This is a genomic window from Microbispora sp. NBRC 16548, assembly GCF_030268985.1.
Lineage (GTDB): Bacteria > Actinomycetota > Actinomycetes > Streptosporangiales > Streptosporangiaceae > Microbispora > Microbispora catharanthi.
Genome location: NZ_BSSF01000004.1, coordinates 332,981 through 351,401 on the forward strand (window position 1 = coordinate 332,981; position 18,421 = coordinate 351,401).

17 protein-coding genes are annotated in these 18,421 nt (G+C 71.4%); 9 read left to right on the forward strand and 8 right to left on the reverse strand.

Features of this window, described 5'->3' with window-relative positions; all coding sequences use genetic code 11:
- Window positions 1-89: 89 nt before the first annotated feature.
- Together QSK36_RS12710 and QSK36_RS12715 are read right to left on the reverse strand one after the other, a co-directional pair.
- Window positions 90-362, reverse strand: coding sequence for a hypothetical protein (locus QSK36_RS12710; protein ID WP_183537720.1), 273 nt, complete (start codon window positions 360-362; stop codon window positions 90-92).
- Window positions 363-471: 109 nt separating this feature from the next.
- Entirely contained in the window at window positions 472-699 is a 228-nt protein-coding gene (locus QSK36_RS12715) for a hypothetical protein (RefSeq protein ID WP_183537719.1), read from the reverse strand.
- A 307-nt stretch (window positions 700-1,006) separates the two neighbouring features.
- Between QSK36_RS12715 and QSK36_RS12720 the strand changes: the two genes are divergently transcribed.
- Complete coding sequence (locus tag QSK36_RS12720) at window positions 1,007-1,990, forward strand: helix-turn-helix domain-containing protein (RefSeq protein WP_183537718.1); 984 nt, start codon at window positions 1,007-1,009, stop codon at window positions 1,988-1,990.
- 88 nt (window positions 1,991-2,078) lie between these two features.
- Entirely contained in the window at window positions 2,079-2,537 is a 459-nt protein-coding gene (locus tag QSK36_RS12725) for a nuclear transport factor 2 family protein (RefSeq protein WP_285782523.1), read from the forward strand.
- Window positions 2,538-2,561: 24 nt separating this feature from the next.
- On the opposite strand, the gene QSK36_RS12730 is transcribed toward QSK36_RS12725, so the two are convergent.
- A complete protein-coding gene (locus tag QSK36_RS12730) occupies window positions 2,562-3,650 on the reverse strand; it encodes a HesA/MoeB/ThiF family protein (protein ID WP_285782524.1) in 1,089 nt (362 codons plus the stop codon).
- Between the two features lie 201 nt (window positions 3,651-3,851).
- On the opposite strand from QSK36_RS12730, the gene QSK36_RS12735 reads away from it, so the two are divergent.
- The 5 genes from QSK36_RS12735 to QSK36_RS12755 are packed head-to-tail and all read left to right on the forward strand — an operon-like array spanning window position 3,852 to window position 11,262.
- A complete protein-coding gene (locus QSK36_RS12735) occupies window positions 3,852-4,355 on the forward strand; it encodes a hypothetical protein (RefSeq protein ID WP_285782525.1) in 504 nt (167 codons plus the stop codon).
- Entirely contained in the window at window positions 4,355-5,788 is a 1,434-nt protein-coding gene (locus QSK36_RS12740; protein ID WP_285782526.1) for a hypothetical protein, read from the forward strand. The genes QSK36_RS12735 and QSK36_RS12740 overlap by 1 nt, the downstream gene beginning before the upstream one ends.
- A complete protein-coding gene (locus QSK36_RS12745) occupies window positions 5,785-7,314 on the forward strand; it encodes a VWA domain-containing protein (RefSeq protein WP_285782527.1) in 1,530 nt (509 codons plus the stop codon). The genes QSK36_RS12740 and QSK36_RS12745 overlap by 4 nt, the downstream gene beginning before the upstream one ends.
- Before the next feature lie 13 nt (window positions 7,315-7,327).
- Window positions 7,328-8,443 (forward strand): ATP-binding protein, encoded by a 1,116-nt coding sequence (locus QSK36_RS12750; RefSeq protein WP_285782528.1) that lies wholly within the window; start codon window positions 7,328-7,330, stop codon window positions 8,441-8,443.
- Window positions 8,440-11,262 (forward strand): DUF5682 family protein, encoded by a 2,823-nt coding sequence (locus tag QSK36_RS12755; RefSeq protein ID WP_285782529.1) that lies wholly within the window; start codon window positions 8,440-8,442, stop codon window positions 11,260-11,262. Before QSK36_RS12750 ends, QSK36_RS12755 begins: the two co-directional genes overlap by 4 nt.
- 16 nt (window positions 11,263-11,278) lie before the next feature.
- Here QSK36_RS12755 and QSK36_RS12760 read toward each other — a convergent pair whose 3' ends face one another.
- From QSK36_RS12760 to QSK36_RS12770, 3 genes are all read right to left on the reverse strand, one after another.
- A complete protein-coding gene (locus QSK36_RS12760) occupies window positions 11,279-12,127 on the reverse strand; it encodes an arginase family protein (RefSeq protein ID WP_285782530.1) in 849 nt (282 codons plus the stop codon).
- 279 nt (window positions 12,128-12,406) lie between these two features.
- Window positions 12,407-12,886, reverse strand: a complete 480-nt coding sequence (locus QSK36_RS12765) for a hypothetical protein (RefSeq protein WP_285782531.1) — start codon at window positions 12,884-12,886, stop codon at window positions 12,407-12,409.
- Window positions 12,887-13,293: 407 nt separating this feature from the next.
- On the reverse strand, window positions 13,294-14,211 hold the full coding sequence (locus tag QSK36_RS12770) for a hypothetical protein (protein ID WP_285782532.1): 918 nt from the start codon (window positions 14,209-14,211) through the stop codon (window positions 13,294-13,296).
- Between the two features lie 650 nt (window positions 14,212-14,861).
- Between QSK36_RS12770 and QSK36_RS12775 the strand changes: the two genes are divergently transcribed.
- Both QSK36_RS12775 and QSK36_RS12780 read left to right on the forward strand, forming a co-directional pair.
- Window positions 14,862-15,335: a hypothetical protein gene (locus tag QSK36_RS12775; RefSeq protein ID WP_182898049.1), complete on the forward strand. Its 474-nt coding sequence runs from the start codon at window positions 14,862-14,864 to the stop codon at window positions 15,333-15,335.
- A gap of 136 nt (window positions 15,336-15,471) precedes the next feature.
- Window positions 15,472-15,840 (forward strand): hypothetical protein, encoded by a 369-nt coding sequence (locus tag QSK36_RS12780; RefSeq protein WP_183537710.1) that lies wholly within the window; start codon window positions 15,472-15,474, stop codon window positions 15,838-15,840.
- A 905-nt stretch (window positions 15,841-16,745) separates the two neighbouring features.
- On the opposite strand, the gene QSK36_RS12785 is transcribed toward QSK36_RS12780, so the two are convergent.
- Window positions 16,746-17,069 (reverse strand): hypothetical protein, encoded by a 324-nt coding sequence (locus tag QSK36_RS12785; protein ID WP_183537709.1) that lies wholly within the window; start codon window positions 17,067-17,069, stop codon window positions 16,746-16,748.
- 259 nt (window positions 17,070-17,328) lie between these two features.
- A complete protein-coding gene (locus tag QSK36_RS12790; protein ID WP_285782533.1) occupies window positions 17,329-18,318 on the reverse strand; it encodes a sporulation protein in 990 nt (329 codons plus the stop codon).
- Window positions 18,319-18,421 lie beyond the last annotated feature (103 nt).

Sequence of the window (18,421 nt, forward strand, 5' to 3'; positions counted from 1 at the left end):
CCCATCTGATAGGCGTCAGGAAAATCAGTCAGAAATGGTGGCGAGATTCGCCGTCTACCGTTCAGCCGGCGTCGGTCAGTCGGCGTCGGTCAGTCGGAGGTGTCGCCGACGATTGTGTCCATGACCGGTGAAATGAGGTCGGCGCCGCAGTGCGCGATGGTCCAGCCGGCCATGGTGCCGATGCTCGCCATCGTTTCGCCGAGTAGTTCCCGGGCGCCGCTCTCGGCCTGGTAGAGATCCTTCGCCTGCATGTACAGGATGAGGGAGATGCCGTTGTCGTCGCCGCGGCAGTACACGTGCGCCAAGGCGGGTCCGGCTTCCCGGAGTGTCGATTCGGCCTTCGCGATGAGCGCCCGCTGCAACAGATCCGGTGAGGCCTCGTGTGGTGCAGTGGATCCCGGCAGGAGCCGGGCCGCGATTATGTACATGGCATCCGCGCCTCAGCACGCGCCGCCATGCCCGGACCGGTCCTCACCTGCCGGCCGGAAAGCCGATCTGCAGTGGGTCGCCCTCCGACCCCGGGCACTTCGGTCCGTTGCCCGCCCCGGCCTGGTGGGGGAACTCGACGCAGCTCCTGTAGTTGCCGTCCCAGGAGTTGCTCCAGGCGTCCCCGCCCTCGGCCACCGCGGCGGTGGCGAGCGTGGCGACGGCGAGAAGCGAGACGGAGAACGTGCCTGCGAATCGAACGACAGCCTTCATGATTGGCTCCTTCAGCCCTCGGACGGTGACCTGTCCTTTGCCGGTCGGCCGAACCCCGAGGCCGGGGCGCCGATGAGTCGAGATTGCCAGTGTGATTTCGGGCTCGGAAGGGGTTCGGGCTGGCACCAAGCGGCCGTGACCTATTCAGGTCTGAGCGCGGTCAGGGGAGGCCGGCCGGGTGCGGCCTGTTCGGAACAATCCGGAATCCTGTTCCGAACGGATGTGCCAAGAGGGAGAGTTGCCGAATGGTGCGATAGTGATCACAATCAACACCAAACGCACTGACCTCTTGAGCGGAGGTACGGGGGTGCTGGAATCTCTGGGGCTCGACGAGCTGACGGAGAAGGTCTACCGATTGCTGCTCGTCAAGCGTGACCTGGGCATCGAGGAAATAGCCGACGAGCTTTCCGTGAGTGTGGACGAGATTCGTGCGACATTCGACCAGCTGGCCGAACTCGCGCTTCTCCGGCCGTCGTGGGAGTCGCCGGGGGACTTCCGTCCGGTGAGCCCCGAGGCCGGTCTGCGGGCTCTGCTCCAACGCCGTGAGTCCGAGCTCGTACGGCAGCAGCAGCAGATCGCGGAGGCGCAGGCCGCCATCGCCAATCTCGTGAGCGAGTACGCCGACCACCGTCCCTGGGGAGTGCGTTCCACCACCGACAGCCTGCTCGGCATGGACGAGGTCCAGGCGCGCATCGAGGAGCTGGCCGCGAACGCGCGCTGCGAGGTGGCCAGCTTCATGTCCCGGGGCGCCCACGACCCCCGGGCCCTGGAGGCCGCCAAACCTCTGGACCTGCAGGTCCTCGCCCGGGGAGTCGTCATGCGGACGCTGTGCCTGGAGAGCATCCGCAACGACCCGGCCACTCTGACGTACGCGCAGTGGCTGGCGCAGAGCGGTGCCAGCGTCCGCACCACGCCCACGCTCCCGGTGCGGATGCTGGTGTACGACCGGAAGATCGCCCTGCTGCCGCTGGATGCCGCGGACTCCCGCAAGGGGGTGATCCAGGTGATCGACACCGGAATCGTCACCGCGGTCCTGGCGCTGTTCGAGCAGATCTGGAGCGCGGCCACGCCCGTGGGGTCCGCGCCGGCCCGGGACGACCGCGGGCTGTCCGCGCAGGAGCGCCAGCTCCTCAAGCTGCTGGCCGAGGGCCTCACGGACGAGGGGGCGGCCCGCCAGCTCGGGCTCTCCCAGCGTACGGTCCGCCGCATCATGGCCGGGATCATGGAGCGCCTCGGCGCGCGCAGTCGTTTCGAGGCGGGGCTGCAGGCGGCCAAACGCGGATGGCTGTGAGACCCGGCGCCACGTCCTTCGATGGGTAGCACTGGTAGAGCCGCACTCGCGGAGAACGATCGTCGTCTCGTTCGGGGAGGAGAGCACGATGAGCACACGTCCCCCGCTTCCGCCGTTCACCGAGGAGACCGCCAGGCAGAAGGTGCAGGGCGCCGAGGACGCCTGGAACACCAGGGATCCCGAACGCGTCGCGCTCGCGTACACCGAGGACTCGGTGTGGCGCAACCGCTCGGAGTTCCTGACCGGGCGGGAGGAGATCGTCGCCTTCCTGCGCCGCAAGTGGGAGCGCGAGCGCGACTACGCCCTGCGCAAGGACCTGTGGACCTTCGGCGGCGACCGCATCGCCGTGCGGTTCCAGTACGAGTGGCACGACGCCGAGGGCCGGTGGTGGCGCAGCTACGGCAACGAATTGTGGGAGTTCACCGACGACGGCCTGATGAGCCGCAGGGAGGCGAGCATCAACGACGTGCCGATCGAGGAGAGCGAGCGGCGCATCCGCGGCCCGCGCCCCGAGTCCGAGCGCGGGGCCGGCCTCCCGCTCGCCTGACCGGCGGGGGCGGCCCGAGGCCCGTCACCCGGCCATGCTGCCGAGGGACTCGGTGCGGAGCGCGTCCGGCGCGCAGGCGGGGCAGTCCGGCGCCGCCGGATGGCGCGTGTAGACGTGCTGGTCCGGGGCGACGAGGTTGATGCCGGTGACGTAGCTGCCCGAGGTCGCGGGAATCCCGGTCAGGAACGCGATGACCGCCTGGGCGGTCAGGTGGCCCGACACTCCGGCGGAGGGCGCGATGACGTCCGGCCCGCCGAGGTCGAGGGGGATCCCCGGCGCGAGCGGGGCGTCGACGCTCGCGGTCAGGCACTCGTAGCACGGGCCGCCGGGAGTGAACGCCGCCACGCTCACCAGCGGGCCGTTGTAACCGCCGAGCGCCCACGGGATCCTCTCCGACAGGCAGGCCCGGTTGGCCCAGATGCGGATGCCGCCCCGGCCGGCCGGTTCGTCGGCGCACATCGCGACCGCGTCGAACCCGCGTACGAGGTCGAGCATGTCCTCCTCGCACTCGACCGCCCGGGTCTCCCCGGTGACGCGGACGGAGGAGTTGACCTCGGCGAGCCGGGCGACGGCCACGTCCACCTTGGGACTGCCGATGTCGGCCTCCCGATAGAGGGCCTGCCGCGTCAGGTTCGACAGCTCGACCAGATCGCGGTCCACGCAGTGGATCTCGCCGACGCCGCACGCGGCGAGCGCCCAGGCCGTGTGGCTGCCGGTGCCGCCCAGCCCGAGGACGAGCACGCGGGAGCGTTTGAGACGGACCTGGGCCTCCCAGCCGTGCTCGCGCGGCGCGAGGCCGCTGCCGCGGAAGAACGCCGCGTTGCGCGAGTAGCGTTCGAGCTCCCGCAGGCTGAGCTCCTCGGGCCGCGGGCCGGCGGCGTCCTCCACGTATCCCGAGGTGAGCAGGAGATCGACGACGCCGGTCGCCTCGGCCGCGGTGAGCCCCGGGAACGCGCGGCGCAGACGGGCGACGACCTCCTCCGGGGTCCTCGTGCCGTCCATCGCGTTCAGGGCCGCCCAGGCGTGGCCGTCCGGATCGCTGATCTCCTGCGCGGCCCCGCCTATCCGGATCCGGTCGTTGCCGTACCTGTGGGGGCGGTGCTGGGCTTTCACACGGGGCAACCGCAAGGCGACCTCTCGGCATCGCGAGCGGGACAACAATCGACATGTGGATCTTTCTGGAAGTGTCCACTCATGTCAAGGTGAATGCCGAAGCGGCATCGTCCCTGGATGCGGCGGTGACCGATGCCGTGACCGTCAGGCGGCCGTTGCGGGCGGGCTGTTTTGTCGGACGGCTCGGCTACGTTCCGGATCATGACAGACCGTTCCCCCAACGGCGCGACCGTGTGGGCGCGACACAGCAGGCTGCGGGTGGTGCCGCCGGTCCAGCCGCGCAAGCTGGCGAAGGTCCCCTTCGTCGAGCTGGCGGACGGCCGGCTGCAGGGAGTGGTGTCGAGCGGCTCGGACATCGGCCGGGTCTACGTCTCCTCCATCGCCGCCGGCACCCACGACTACAACTGCAGCACCAACAACAACCGCCCCTGCGGCGGCCTGTACGGCTCGCCGTGCAAACACCTGCGGGCCCTGGTCGCCGAGGCCATCGTGCAGTACGGCGCCGACCGCGTGTCCCGTTACCTGCGGGCCGAGGTCCCCGAGGGCGCGGATCTGGCCGACTGCCTGGGCGGCGTCCACGAGCCCGCCCCCGCCGCGGTCGTGTTCAGCCGGTTCCTGCGCCACCTGGCCTACCTGGAGGTGCCCGACACGACGCTGCCGATCCCGGAGCTGCACTGGTTCCCGGCCACGGGGACGGTGGGCTGATGCTCGCTGTACAGCTCGCCGCCCTGCTCGGCGGCGACTCGGGAAACGCCGGCGAGGGGGCCGAGGAGGCGCTCGCGCTGCTCGACGGCTTCGACGACGCCCTGGTGCACGGCCTCGCCCGGCTCGCCGACGAGCGCGCCGACGCGGTGACCGCGCTGGCCGCGGCGTTCGCGGCCACCCCTCTGGGCGATCGGCTGGCGGAGGCCGCCGACGCGGTCGTGTCCGGTTCGATCACGCAGGAGCATCTGACGGCCCTGGCGGGCGGCCGGGTCGCGTTGTCCGGCGCCGTGCACGATTCCCTGCTCGAGAGCCTGGACACGGCATTGGGACGGGAACGGGCGGACTGGCCACCGGCGCCCGACGGCCCGGGGACGGCCGGCGGCGCCGCCGCTCAGCCGGCCGGGCACGTGCTCGGAGGCGTCCGCTCGTGGCTGCGCGAGCTGGCCATCACCGGCTGGCGCGGCGTCGACCACGACCTCGTCTCCGCTGCGGACCAGGTCATCGAGGCCCTGCTCGCCGCACCGGATCTGCGTAGGCTCGCGGTGCTGCTCGACGGCTTCGCCGCCGAGCTGCGCGCCTCCTGCCCGATCGGCTCCGCGGAGCACCTGCCGGTGCGTCGCTGGGCCGACCTGTGGACCCGCGCCCTGCTGCTGTCGCAGGACGGCGTACTGACCGGCGAGCCCCGGCCCGCCGCCACGGTGTCGGGACGGCTGCTGGTGCTCGGCGTCGACGTGCACGAGCACGGCACCGCCGTCCAGTTCCAGGTGCACGCCGTCCTGGAACCCGCCGACGGCGGCGGGTCCCGGCTGGTGCGCACCTCCGTCACGGTCGCCAAGGTCGACACCATCGTCGGGACCGCGCTGTGGAAGCTGCCGCAGCGCCACAAGGTATTGCTGGCCGCGCTGGCAGACCGCCGCAGCGTCGAGATCACGGACATGCCCCTGCTCGACAGCGGTGACCTCGTCTGGGACGACGACCGCGCCTTCGTGAGCAAGCCCGCCGACCCGTTGGCGACCGCCCGGCTGTGCCTGCCCGGCGCGCTCGCCCCGGCGGTGCCGCCCCTCGACCGCGTTCCCGTACGCATCGCCGAACCGGTGCTGGTGGAGGGCTACAAGGTGACCAAGGACGGCTCCTTCGACCTGGACGGCGCCGTCCTCGCCGTGGACGCGGAGCGGCTGCCCGACTGCGGCCCGCTCACGTCCAAGCTGGTGGCCGCCTCGTCGGCGTGCGTGGGACTGGTCCGGTGGGACGGCGGCCGATGGACGCTGCAGCCGCTGGCCGTGCAGGCGAAGGTCAAGCGGGAGGCGGTGGTGGTCGCCACCGGCGACTGGGCGCTCGGCCCCACCGACCCGAAGGCGGCCAAGGCCGAGGCCAAAGCCGCCGACGCGGTCACCGTCCTGCGGGAACGAGCCGGACGGTTGCTGCGACGATGAGCGACGACATCTCCACGAGTGCCCACGCGCCCACGGGCGGGGACGCCACCGCGCCCGTTCTCCCGCCCGTTCTCCCGCCCGTTCTCCCGCCCGTTTCCACAACCGGGGACGACGGACCGACGAACGCCGACCGGAACCGGCGTCAGTTGCTCTACTGGCGGCTGCTGGCCCGGCTGTTCGACCACGAGGAGCAGCCGGCGCTGGAGACCGCGAGCGTCGCGGTCGTCGGCGACCTGGGCCTGCCCGCCGGGCTGCTCGACCCTTCCGTGTCGGTCGACTCGCTGGTGCAGCGCTTCCCCGACCTGGCCGCCGAATTCGAGACCCTGCTCACGCCGGACGAGCACGTGTCCGGCGGCGAGGTGCGCAGGGCGGCTCTCGTCTCGAAGCTGCTGCTCAACGTCTTCGCCACCGGTGCGGGTGACGTCAGCGCCACCCAGCTCGCGACCTGGCAGCAGGACGCCGCCTGGCTCAAGCGGGCCCTGTGCGCGGGGCCGGCGCCCGGATCGGGAACGGGCACGGCAGCGGGGCCCGGGGCCGGCGCCGAACCGGGAGGACCCGGCGGCGGGCCCGGGACGGGTGTGGGGCCGGGCCCCACGGCCGGCCATGGGCCTGGCAACGGCGTCCGGATCGGCGACGACGACCTGGCCAAGGCGCTGGCCGACATCGAGGCCGGGCTGGTCAGCCGCATGCGCCTGCGCGAGGTGCTGGCCGACCCGGCCCTGGCGCGGCAGCTCACGCCCAGCATGTCGCTGGTCGAGCAGCTGCTGCGCGACAAGGCCAACCTCTCGGGGGTGGCGCTGGCCAACGCCAAGGCGCTGATCCGCAGGTTCGTCGACGAGGTCGCCGAGGTGCTGCGCACCCAGGTCGAAAAGGCCAGCGCGGGCGTGATCGACCGGTCGGTGCCGCCCAAGCGGGTGTTCCGCAACCTGGATCTCGACCGGACGATCTGGAAGAACCTCACCAACTACAGCCCCGAGGACCAGCGGCTCTACGTCGACCGGCTCTACTACCGGCGCACCGCGAGGCGCACGACGCCGGCCAGGATGATCGTGGTCGTCGACCAGTCCGGTTCCATGGTCGACGCGATGGTCAACTGCACCATCCTGGCGTCCATCTTCGCCGGGCTGCCCAAGGTCGACGTCCATCTGGTCGCGTACGACACCCGTGCGCTCGACCTCACCCCGTGGGTGCACGATCCGTTCGAGGTGCTGCTGCGCACCCAGCTCGGCGGCGGCACCGACGGCACCGCCGCCCTGGCCCTCGCCCAGCCGAAGGTCGCCGACCCCCGCAACACGGTGGTCGTGTGGATCTCGGACTTCTACGAATGGAACTGCCCCGCCGTCTACGCCGGGATGGAGGCGCTGCACCGGTCCGGCGTACGGCTCATCCCGGTCGGCTCGGTGAGCAGCGGCGGCCAGCAGAGCGTCAACCCGTGGTTCCGGCAGAAGCTCAAGGACCTCGGCACGCCCGTCATCTCGGGCCACATCCGCAAGCTCGTGTTCGAACTCAAGAACTTCCTCGCCTAGGAGACCCCCTCACATGACCAACGAGATGCTCCGCGCGCCCGCCGAGGTGAAGTACGCCGAGGAGCTCGACTGGCTGGAGTCGATCGACGACGGCCCCAAGCCGTTCTCCTGGCGGCTCAGCCCCCGGATGGTCCGGCTGTTCGTGCTCGGCAGTGAGCGGTCCGACGGCCTGGACCGGGAGATCCCGCAGAAATGGTTCGGCGACCGGAGCTTCGTCGAGCGCAGCATCGTGACGCTCGCCTCCGACCGCGGCCTGCTGCTGATCGGCGATCCGGGCACCGGCAAGAGCTGGCTGGCCGAACTGCTGTCCGCCGCCATCTGCCGCGACTCCACCCTGGTCGTGCAGGGAACGGCGGGCACCACCGAAGACCACATCAAGTATTCGTGGAACGTCTCGATGGTGATCGCCAAGGGCCAGTCCCGCGAGTCGATGATCCCGTCCCCGATCATGACGGCGATGGAGCAGGGCATGATCGGCCGTTTCGAGGAGCTGACCCGCTCCACCAGCGACGTGCAGGACGCCCTGATCTCGATCCTGTCGGAGAAATACGTCTCCATTCCCGAGCTGGACACCGACAACACGGTGTTCGCCAGGCCCGGGTTCTCGATCATCGCCACCGCCAACAGCCGCGACCGGGGCGTCAACGACCTGTCCTCGGCGCTGAAACGGCGGTTCAACTTCGTCCGCATCCCGGTGGTGACGAGCAAGGCCAGCGAGGCGGAGATCGTCCGCTTCCGCACCACCGAGCTGCTGCGCCGGCACCGCATCGAGCTGGACGTCCCGCCCGCGCTCCTCGACATCCTGCTGCAGAGCTTCGCCGACCTGCGCGCCGCGGCGGCGTCGGCCACGAGCGAGGACGAGAAGCTGGAGTCGGCCCTGTCCACCGCCGAGCAGATCGGCGTGCTGGAGGACGCCATCCTGCACAGCCACTTCTTCGGCGATCGCACGCTGCGCGCCGAGACCCTGGGCGGCTCGCTGGTGGGCTCGCTGGCCAGGCGCGCCCCGGAGGACCTGGCCATCCTCAACAAGTACTGGCACGGGGTGGTCGAACCACGCAGCAGGAACGACGGAGGCGAGTGGACGCGGTTCCTCGACGGCGGCCGCCAGGCGATCTCGACGCTGTCATGAGCACCTTCGACGCCCTGCGCGGGCAGCTTCTCGACGCCGCCGCGGCCTTCTCGGGCGGCGGCGACGCCCTGGCCGGCATCCTGTCCGGCATGGTCGACGATGTCGACCGCATGCTTCGCGAGGAGCTGGAGATCTTCCCGGTCTGCCACCACTCGCCGGCCTCCGCCCTGGCCATGACCCGGCGGCTGCGCGACAAGCGGCCCAAGGTCGTCTACCTGGAGCTGTGCGAGGACATGCGCCCGCTCCTCGACGAGCTGCGCAACTGCCGGCTGCCGGTGGCGCTGCAGGCGTTCGCCACCCAGCTCGACGGGTTCCCGGCCGGCTCCGGACCGCTCAGCGTGATCGCGCCGGTCACGGAGGCGTCGGCGGAGTATCAGGCCATCGCGTACGCGCTCGACACCCCCGGCGTCGAGATCGTGCTGGTCGACCGCTCGGTGGACCACGTCTTCCAATGGCTGCCCCAGGAAACGGCCGATTCGGCGGGTTCGGCCGGTTCGGCTCCGGAGGAGGCCGGCTCGGTCGAAGACGGGCACGGTGACGAGGCGGCGCTGCACGGGGACGCCGTGGGCGTCGAGATCGGCGACCTGCGGCCGCGCTTCGCCGAGTTGGAAAAGCATCTGCTGCACCACGGCAAGGTGCGGCACTGGTCGGAGTGGTGGGACCAGTACGTCGAACAGCCGCTGACCGGGGCCGACTACGGCACCTACCGCCAGGCGATGGCGCTGGTCGGCAGCCTGTTCCGGCGGCTGCGCCCCGACGGCGACGGCCGCCTGGCCGTCGACGAGGAACGCGAGCGCTATATGTGGACGCGAATCCGCGAGCACCTCGCCGCGTCGAGCGCCGACCCCGCCGACTGCCTGTACGTGTGCGGGGCCTTCCACGCGGTCAGCACGATCGCCGAGTTCGGCCTGCGGTCCGAGGCGCCGCCGTACGAGATCAGCCCGCGCACGGGCACCCGCTGGCTCTACGGGCTGATCCCCTCCAGCCACTCCGCGATCGAGGCGCAGTTCGGCCTGGCCCAGGGCTCGGTGTCCATCGCCGCCGCCACCTGGGCCAAGGCGGTCAAGCGTGGGGGCCTCACGCCCCACCGGCTGGAGGGGCAGCAGGGCGGACCCGGGAAGCGGGCCGCCAAAGCCACCAAGGCCGCCAAGGCCGCACCGCCCGTCGCCGCCGAGCCGGCGGCCGACCGGCTGACGGGATTCCTCGCCGGCCCGCCCGTGCTCGACGGCCTGGACGAGGACGAACTGCGCGGATGGTGCGTCGACATCGTGCGGCTGGCCCGCCGCAACGGCTATCTGGCCAGCACCGCCGACGCCATCGCCGTGTTCGAGACGTCGATCCTGCTGGCCGGGTTGCGCGGGCGGGCCAGGCCCACGCCGTACGACTTCGCCGACGCGGCCGTCACCTGCATCGAGAAGGACGCCGTGCCGGGCCGCCGGGACGTCCGCCGCCTGTGCGAGATCCTCCTGGGCGGCGACAAGATCGGGATGGTCGGCTACGAGGCGTTGCCCCCGCTGGCCCGTGACGTGTACGACCGGCTGGAGCCCCTCGGGCTGGACCTGACCAGGCGCACACAGCAGCGGGTGCTGCTCGACCTCAAGGCGGACCCAGAGCTGGAGCCGTGCTCCGATCTGCTGTGGACGCTGCGCTACCTGCTGCCCGACGGTGCGCTCCGGCCGATCATGGGGGCGCGCCGCCTCGGCGAGCGGCCGATCCAGGAGAGCTGGGACGTGGCGCTCGGCCGGCACCAGCGGGAGATCGTCGAGCTGGGCTACGAGGGCGTCACGGTCGAACAGGTGCTGGAGCAGCGGCTGCGCCGCACGGCGTGGGACCCCCAGGCCACGACCGGGGTGGCGCTCGCGGCCGTCGAGGACGCCATCCTCTACCTGGGCGGCCGCCGCCTCGCCGGCGAGCTCGGCGCCCGCGCCGTCGAGCTGCTGGCCGCCGAGCGCACGGTGGACGACGCTCCCGAGGTGCTGCGCCGGATCAGGCGGCTGCTGACCTACTACCGGGCGAGCGAACCGGAGCTGCCCGCCTGGTGCGAGGACTTCGTCACGGCCGGATACGCCCACTACTGCACGCTGCTGCCCACCGCCTTCGCCGACGACGACACCGGCGTGCGTCAGGTCGGCGCGATGCTCGGCTTCCTGTTCACGCTGGAGAGCCTCGCGCTGTCGCTGGGGTGCGAACGGGCCCAGCTCGAACTGGCCGTACGGCAGTCGCACCCGCGGGCCCCGGCCAAGGTCGCGCTGCTGTGGGCGGCGCAGACGCAGCTGAGCCTGCTGACCAGGGAGGAGCTGCGCGCCCGCTGTGACGAGCTGCTGGCCAACCCGCTCGTCGTCCCGGCCTATCCGCTCTATGTGAGCGGGTTCGTCCAGGCGCTCGAACCCGTCCCCGGCCTCGCGCCGTTCGTGGTCGAGGCGCTGTCGAAGGCCTTCGCGCGGCTGCCCGACCCCGTCCTGCTGCCGTGGCTGCCGACGTTGATCACCACGTTGCGCCGGCACGCGCCGGAGCTGGTCCCCGTGCTCGTCCGCGAGGCCGGCCGGACCTTCCCCGGCGCTCTGGCCGAGCTGGACGCCTGGACCCCGCCCTGGGAACGGCCGGCCGCACCGGCGCGCAGGACCCGGGCGGCAGCCGCGCCGAGCGGGCCGGTGTCCGCGCTGCTGACCCGGCATCCGCAGGCGTGCGACGCCATGGCCGCGTTGCTCGGCTGCACGGCGGAGTGGGGGAGCGGACGGCAGGAGAACGCCGAGGTGGCGGCTCTGCTCGCCCGGCACCCGGCGACGACCGGCGCGGTCGCCGCGCTGCTCGGCGCGTGAGCCTGTGCCCGCGCCTTCACCCGGTGGCGGCGCCGGCGAGCAGGGCGGGGACGAGTGAGGCGAGGACGGCCTGGTCCTCCTCACGGCGGGGGGCGTACTCGGTGATCCCCAGGCCGGCCAGGGCAAAACGGGCCGTCAGCGCGCGTACGGCGTCCCGCAGTGCCGCGACGGACAGACCGCCGGCCTCGGGGTAGCTGAGCGACCCGAACTCCTCCGGGTCGAGAACGTCGAGGTCGATGTGGATGTAGACGGCGGTGCCCCCGGCGGCGGCGACGGCCGGGACCAGGACGCCGGGGTCGGCCGTCAGCTCGGGCACGGTGTGCCAGGCGAGGCCCGCGTCGGTGGCGTAGGCCAGCTCCGCCGGATCCAGCGCGCGGACTCCGGCGAGGATCACCTGCCTGGGCCGCAGAGCCCGCGGCGGGACCAGATCGGGGTGCCCGTCGCCCAGCAGGGTGCGCAGGACCATGCCGTGGAAGGCATGCGAGGGTGAGGAACCGGGCGTGTTGAGATCGCCGTGGGCGTCGAACCAGACGACGACGAGCCCGTCGCCGTGCCGCGCCAGGGCGGCCGACACCGGCTCCACCTCCACCCCGCAGTCGCCGCCTACGGTGACGACCGTGGCCGCGCCGCACTCGCCGAGCGCGGCGCGGGTGCGGGTGGCGACGGCGGTGAGGACGTCCAGGGCCCGGACGCCGTCCCCCTCGGCGCCCGAGCTGTCCGGAACGGGCACCCGTACGGCCCTCATGGACGGTTCGGTGGACGTCACCAGGGAGGTCAGCCGTTCGGCGCCGAGGGAGAGGAGCCGGGCGTCGCCGACGCTCGACCCCTGCCATTGCGGCACCTGAACGACTGCGGTCGGAAGCACGGTCCGATCATTCCATGCCGATGCCCACCCGGGCAGGGGCGGCGCCGGCAGCGACGCCGCGCGCCCCGCCCGCCCGAGCGACGCCGCGCGCCCCGCCTGCCCGAGCGACGCCGCGCGCGACGGGGCGGCGAGACCGCGCGGACGGTCCGGTCGATGGGTCGCCGAGGCCCCCGCATGTGCTCTCGGCGACCCTGCCGCGCCCTCCGCCGGGCCGCTGCCCGGCCTGCTCGTCCGGTGAGGGGCACCACCCCGGGGAGCAGGCGACCCTGCGGGCGTTCATCACCCGATGGTTCCGGGACGCCGGCGAAACCGGCAGACCGGAGGCGTGCGCCGCTTCGCCAGTTCCTCCAGCGCCGCGTCGAGCCGCTGCCGGCACCCGTACGGCTGCGCGTGCCGCGGGCGCCCGCCCCGTCTGCCTGCGGTCGCATCGGCCGGGGCGTCGGTCATGAGGCCCCACTGCCAGTACCACTTCTGCACGCCGTGCAGCACGCATACATAGAGCGTGTCGATCTCGTCGGAGCACTGTGCGGCGTACGTCGTGATCTGGTCCCAATCGGCGACGAGCGGCGTGGTGGTGGCTCCTTCGGCGCGGACGTGCGTCAGCACGTACAGGCGCGTGTGCTGGTCGAACTCGGCTTCGGCCACGTCGCCGAGCAGGCGCGGCTGCCGCCGGATCGGGCCGGTTCGATGTGGGGGCGGCCAGGCCGAGAGCGTGAGCAGGCCCAGCAGCGCCACCTCGATGCACCAGTCCAGAGTCATCGGAGGGGGTTCCCTTCGTCGGAGGCCGTACCGGATTCGTCCCGGGCGAAGCCCGACAGCGGGCCGTCACGCCGGCCGCCTCGCGGGTGAGGGAATCGGGACGCGGGTACGGTCCACAGGTGAGACGAGACAAGGAGAGCGGCTGCGACGATGCCGGTCGCAGCCGCTCTCTCGCGGCGCGTCTCCATTCGCGCTCCTGCTCCAGGTAGCGGGGCGCGAATGGAAACGATCATCCGGTGTCCCGGAAGGCAACTCCGCCGCGGACCGGACGAGGGACGTCCACTAGTTACCCCCACGTCCCTCGCCGTTCTCGGCGGTGGCGCGCACTCGCCGAGAGCATTTCGGTGCTGTCGTCGCCGGCGCCGCGGCGTTCCCGTTCACCGCGCCGGCTGATCTGAGGTGACCGGTTAGCGGTGGCCCCAGCCGCCGGAACCGCCGGGACCGCCGTTGCCGGGACCGCCGTGACCGGGGCCACCGGGGCCACCGGGGCCGCCGTTGCCGGGACCGCCGGGACCGCCCTGGCCAGGGCCGCCGTGACCGGGGCCGCCCCAGGGGCCGCCACCTGGACCGCCGTGACCGGGACCGCCCGGACCGCCGTGGCCGCCCCAGCCGCCGCCCGCACCACCGGGGCCGCCGTGGCCGCCCCAGGAGCCGTTGCCCCAGTGGCCGCCCCAGTGGTCGCCGCCCCAGTTGTGGCCCGGGTTCCAGTACCCGCGGCCGGGCAGGCCGTACCAGCGGCCGGGCAGGCCGAGGGACGAGTCACAGCCCCAGCTGCCGGGCAGGGGGTATCGGCGGCCGCCGACGATGTAGACCGGCGTGGTCAGTCCGGCCCCGCAGGACGGCGAGACGTAGACCCCGCCGTTGACGACGTACTGGCAGCTGGGGAGCACGTAGGTGCGCCCGCTCACGACGTACTCGTGGATTCCGGTGCCGAGCTGGTAGCCGGGGAGGCCGTACCAGCGGCCGGGCAGGCCGCTGACGGCCTGGTCGCACCAGTCGCCCGGCAGGGTGTAGGTGCGACCGGCCAGGAGGTACACCGGCCGGGTCAGGCCCGCCCCGCAGGTCGGCGAGACGTAGACGCCGCCGTTGACGACGTACTGGCAGCTGGGGAGGATGTACGTCTTGCCCTTCAGGACGAACTGGTGGACGCGGATGTCCGCGCGCGGATCCGGCCCGCGCCTGGAGGCGTCGACCGGGCGGGAGACGCTGCTCGTGGCCTGCGACGCCGTGCTCGCCGCGCTCGCGGCTTCGGCGGCCAGCACCACGGGGGTGATCAGGGCAGCGGTGGCGAGTGCCCCCGTGAGGAGGGCTTTCTTCATCGTCAAGAGACGATTCCTTTCCTGAGGTGTGCTGCTTTCGGATCGAACGCACATCCCGGAAGCCGGCGGTGTGGCGACGGCGAAGCGGGATGCGCAGGACCGCAGTCGAGGCGATTCGAGCCGGACTCCCCGTGAGATCCTCCGCCGAGGATCAGGGGTGACCCGGATCGGAAACGCGTAATGCGATCACGAGTCCTCGTGTGTGTCAGCAGATTTTGACGACACGAAGGGCCGGAACAGGTCGAGAGTCCGCACCCCCGCTGCCGCCGCGATGGCGTCCGCCGTGGTGCGGCGGCATGTGCCTCGTTTGAGCAGACCATCGATGCACTGCCTGGTAAGGGCTGCCCGGCGAGCGAAATCGGCCACGCTGTGACTGTGGCCGACCATCAAGGCGCGCAAGAGCGCCACGCTCCGAAGGTGCATCTGCGGCTTTCCCGCCATAGCGAACCTCTCCGATGGAAACTTCATCATCAGATTCTGCTGACGTCCCGACTGCAGGTCGCACTCTAATCCGACCGAGCGCACGGCCGCACGTGAAAACGGAAGGTTTCCGCGAATAAATCTTGTGAAGCACGGCGTTTTATGACGCATCTTGTTGACACAACTGATCCCCGGCTTCGTCGGGGTTTGCTCCCTGTCGTCAGGATCTAGCGGGCATGATGGTGGCGATCGCGGCCAGAAAGAGTCGAGGAGCTGACAACCGAATGCCGTCGCAGCGCGTGACACCCGACCAGCCCCCCACCCCCCTGAGCGACTGCATCCGCGACTATGTGGCGGACAAGGGGATGAGCATCCGGACGCTCGCGCTGAGGTCCGTGAGCGGGAGCACAGGTCAAAGCCTCACCGCCCAGTGGATAACCGACGTGCTGAGCGGCCGGGTGTCGCGGATGCCTGATCTGTGGCGACTGGAGGCTCTCGCGGCCGGGCTGGAGATGGATCCGGACAGCGTCAAGGCGCTGGCTATCAGCCAGTGGATCGGGTGGGACATCGCCGACGTTCGGACCGGCCCCGGAGAACGCCTGATCTTCCGCGTCCCCACGGGTTATACAACTGAACAGTGCGCGCGCCTCGCCGATGAACTCATGCAGGTGATCAATAGCGCGGCCGAGCCGGAAAGGGAGGAAAGGTGATTTTCCGGATGCACGGTCGCCTTCGCCGGTGCTGATGCGTCAAACTTTCCTGGCATCGAGCGGCGAAACGATCGGGGACGTGATTGCACAGAAAGGATTTGGTGGATGATTCGTGTCATCACCGTCGCAACCATCAGTGGAATTCCGTCGCGCCCAGTTGCTGCATAGCTGCCCTGCAGTAATCCATCACACACTCCAGGCCAACCGGATCATCGCCTATGTCGACGAGAGGCAGTTCGCCCCCGAGTTGACGATCCCCATGGACGAGATCGGCACGGCGACGCTGGAACTGCTTCAGCCCGTCGAGGACGCACGCCCGATGCCGGCGCTCCGCGTCCGCGTCAGAAGAAGCGGAGATCTCGGCCGTGAGCTCGCCGTGGCCGAGTTCGCGACAGAGGAGATCACGGTCGCCGTCGAGAAGACCCTCATCACCGAGGAACTGGCCGCCTTCCTGGGCGACGCCGGCACCGCGGTCACCCGTGCCTTCGTCCGGCGGACGACGTGAGCCCCGGCGCGTCTGGAACGTGCCAGGCGGGCATGCCGGAGCCGATGGGGCGGCTGCCGTCATTTCATCGCCTCATGCGAGGAGGCCGAAAGCGGCGTCAGGGAGACGGCGCGGCCCAGGGCGCCGGCCGATGGTGAGGCGGGAGGAGAGGGCAGAAATCAGGATTCATGCGGGCGAGGGCGCGCGATGGGAGGCCGCGTGTGCCTCGCTGGATGAGCCGGGACGTGGTGCCGCCGGGTTCGCCCCCGCAGTGCCTTCCCGCCGTGCCGGGAGCGGAGGCGGTGGCCGGGCGGCGGTTGCGCGGGCGTCGACGGAGCGGTGCCGGATCGGGCCGTATCGGGGGCCGTCGTGGCCACGGTGCCGGCAGGCGGGGGCGAGCCCGGCACCGGACCTGCGGTGTTGGTGCTCGCCCAGACGCTCACGGCGGTCAGGACCGCGGCCCCGGTCACGATCAGTGAACGGATCAGCTTGGGCCGCGGCAGGGAGCGATGGCGCCCGGCCTGCGGTATCGGGGAGGGCTCCGGTTCCGGCTCATGCCGGTCGAGAGGTTCGCCGCCGGTGCTGTCACGCCGCCCGGGGGACGACGCGTACGGCGGCGGCTTGGGCCGGGCCGTGCGGCCGGGGCCGTAGGGCGCTCGCCCGGGGCGCCGGGGAGAGCGAGGTCTGTCGTGGCCGTTCATCGCGCGCTCCGGATCGAAGGAAGTCGTGCCATGCACGAAGAGAGACGGAATGGCTACGAACGGTATCCGAAGATCTGGAAATCACGGCCGGCTTTGGCCCCAGGTTGTCAGCAAAATCTGCTGACAACCTGGGGTTTTTAAATCCCCCGTCGAGCGCGTGCTCGATCGAGGGTCGTGCTTGCGATCCTCAGGCGGGATCTCTCATGAGGTCCCCTATCGCGTGCCTCAGTCGCAGGAGGGGGTGACGTAGTAGTCGGCCCCGCAGTCGTCGCCGTAGAGGCCGTCCACGAGCACCACCGGGGTGCTCCAGTAGCCCAGCGGGCGGCTCCAGTAGCCGAGCGGACGGCCCCAGTAGCCACTGTGCCAGGGGCGGCTCGAGGGGTGACCCCACCCGCCGTGTCCCCACCCGTCGGCGTGAACCGGAAGGCCGGCCTGTGCGGTAGTGGCCGGCTGTCGCGGGGCTGCCGTCTCCGCCGAGGCGGCGATCGGTGCCATGACGACGATCCCGGCGGCGCAGGCCGCGCCGGCCAGGACTAGTCGACGGATCATGCGTAACCTCCTGTTTGCGTGACGTCACTGAATGTGACCGCTGTCACGCTACAACCCAGCTGATCGCGCTTGTGGACGGCGACACTTCAAGCGATGGCAATGTCGCGGGCGGTGCTGCCGCACCGGTCCGCCGAGCGCCGGCCCGGTCTCCGGTTCACCTCTGTCCGGGAGACCGCAGCCGGCGTCCGATCCTGAACGAGACCTCACCTCTCACCTGAGACGTGTCCGGCGGCGCCGTCCCGGGGGCGTCGGGCGGGGGTCACCAGTCGCCGTCCCCGCCCTCGTCCTCGTCGTCCTCGAAGATCTCTTCGACGATCTCGCCGGCTACCAGGCCGCCGACGACCCCGGCGGCGCCGGCCGCGGCCACCGCGCCCCAGCCGGGGCCGCCGCGGTCCTCGTGGTGGCCGCCGTGCCCGTAACCGGGCCCGTAACCGTGCTCGTAGCCACCGTGGTGGTCACCGTACGGTGCGCCGTGATGGGCACCGTGCAGGGCGAGCCCGGTCAGCCAGCGGTCGATCTCCCCGGGCCAGTCCATGCGCGCCGCGTCCTCGTGACCGACGCGGAAGCGGCCGACGGCGTCGCCGGAGTGACGACCGGCCCGCTTGTCGGCCTCCAGGATCACCTCCAGGCCCGAGGGGTCGGCCACGAAGGTGAGCTCGACCTCTCCCACCACACTGGCGTGCCGCGGGGGCGGGTAGAACTCGATCTCCTGGTAGAACGGCAGCTCCTGGCGTACGCCGTACAGGTGGCCGGCCTCCAGATCGGCCGACCTGAAGGCGAATCCGAGCTGGAGGAACGCCTCCAGGACGCGGAACTGCGAAGGGAGCGGCTCAACGGCGATCGGGTCGAGGTCGCCCTTGTCGACGGCCTTCGCGATGGCCACCTCGGTGCGTACGCCGAGCGCCATGCCGGTCAGGCGCTGCCCGTCGATCTCACTGATCGGGGTCTCCCACGGCACCGGGATCTGGAAGGGGATACTCCGGTTCTCGCCCTGGCGCAGGGTGAACGGACCGGACACCCGGGCACGGGAGAACTCGCCGAGCCCCGCGCTCTCACCGTCGCCGTGCTCGATCTCCACCCCGGCGACCAGGCCGAGAGTGATGTCCTCGATCTCGGCGTCGAAGTCGCCGCCGGACAGCCTCACCTCGCCGGTGAGCACGCCGCCCGGCCGGACTCGTGGGGTGGTCAGTACGGTGTCCACCGAGGGGGCGCCCACCCCGAGAGCACCCAGCATCCGCTTGAAGACCACGTGTTTCTCCCTGTCGACGGTCGATGAGGTGTGTCAGCCGCCCACCTGAACGATCAAGTGCCGCGGCCGGGTTCCGGCCGCGGGTGAAGATCCGTGATCAATG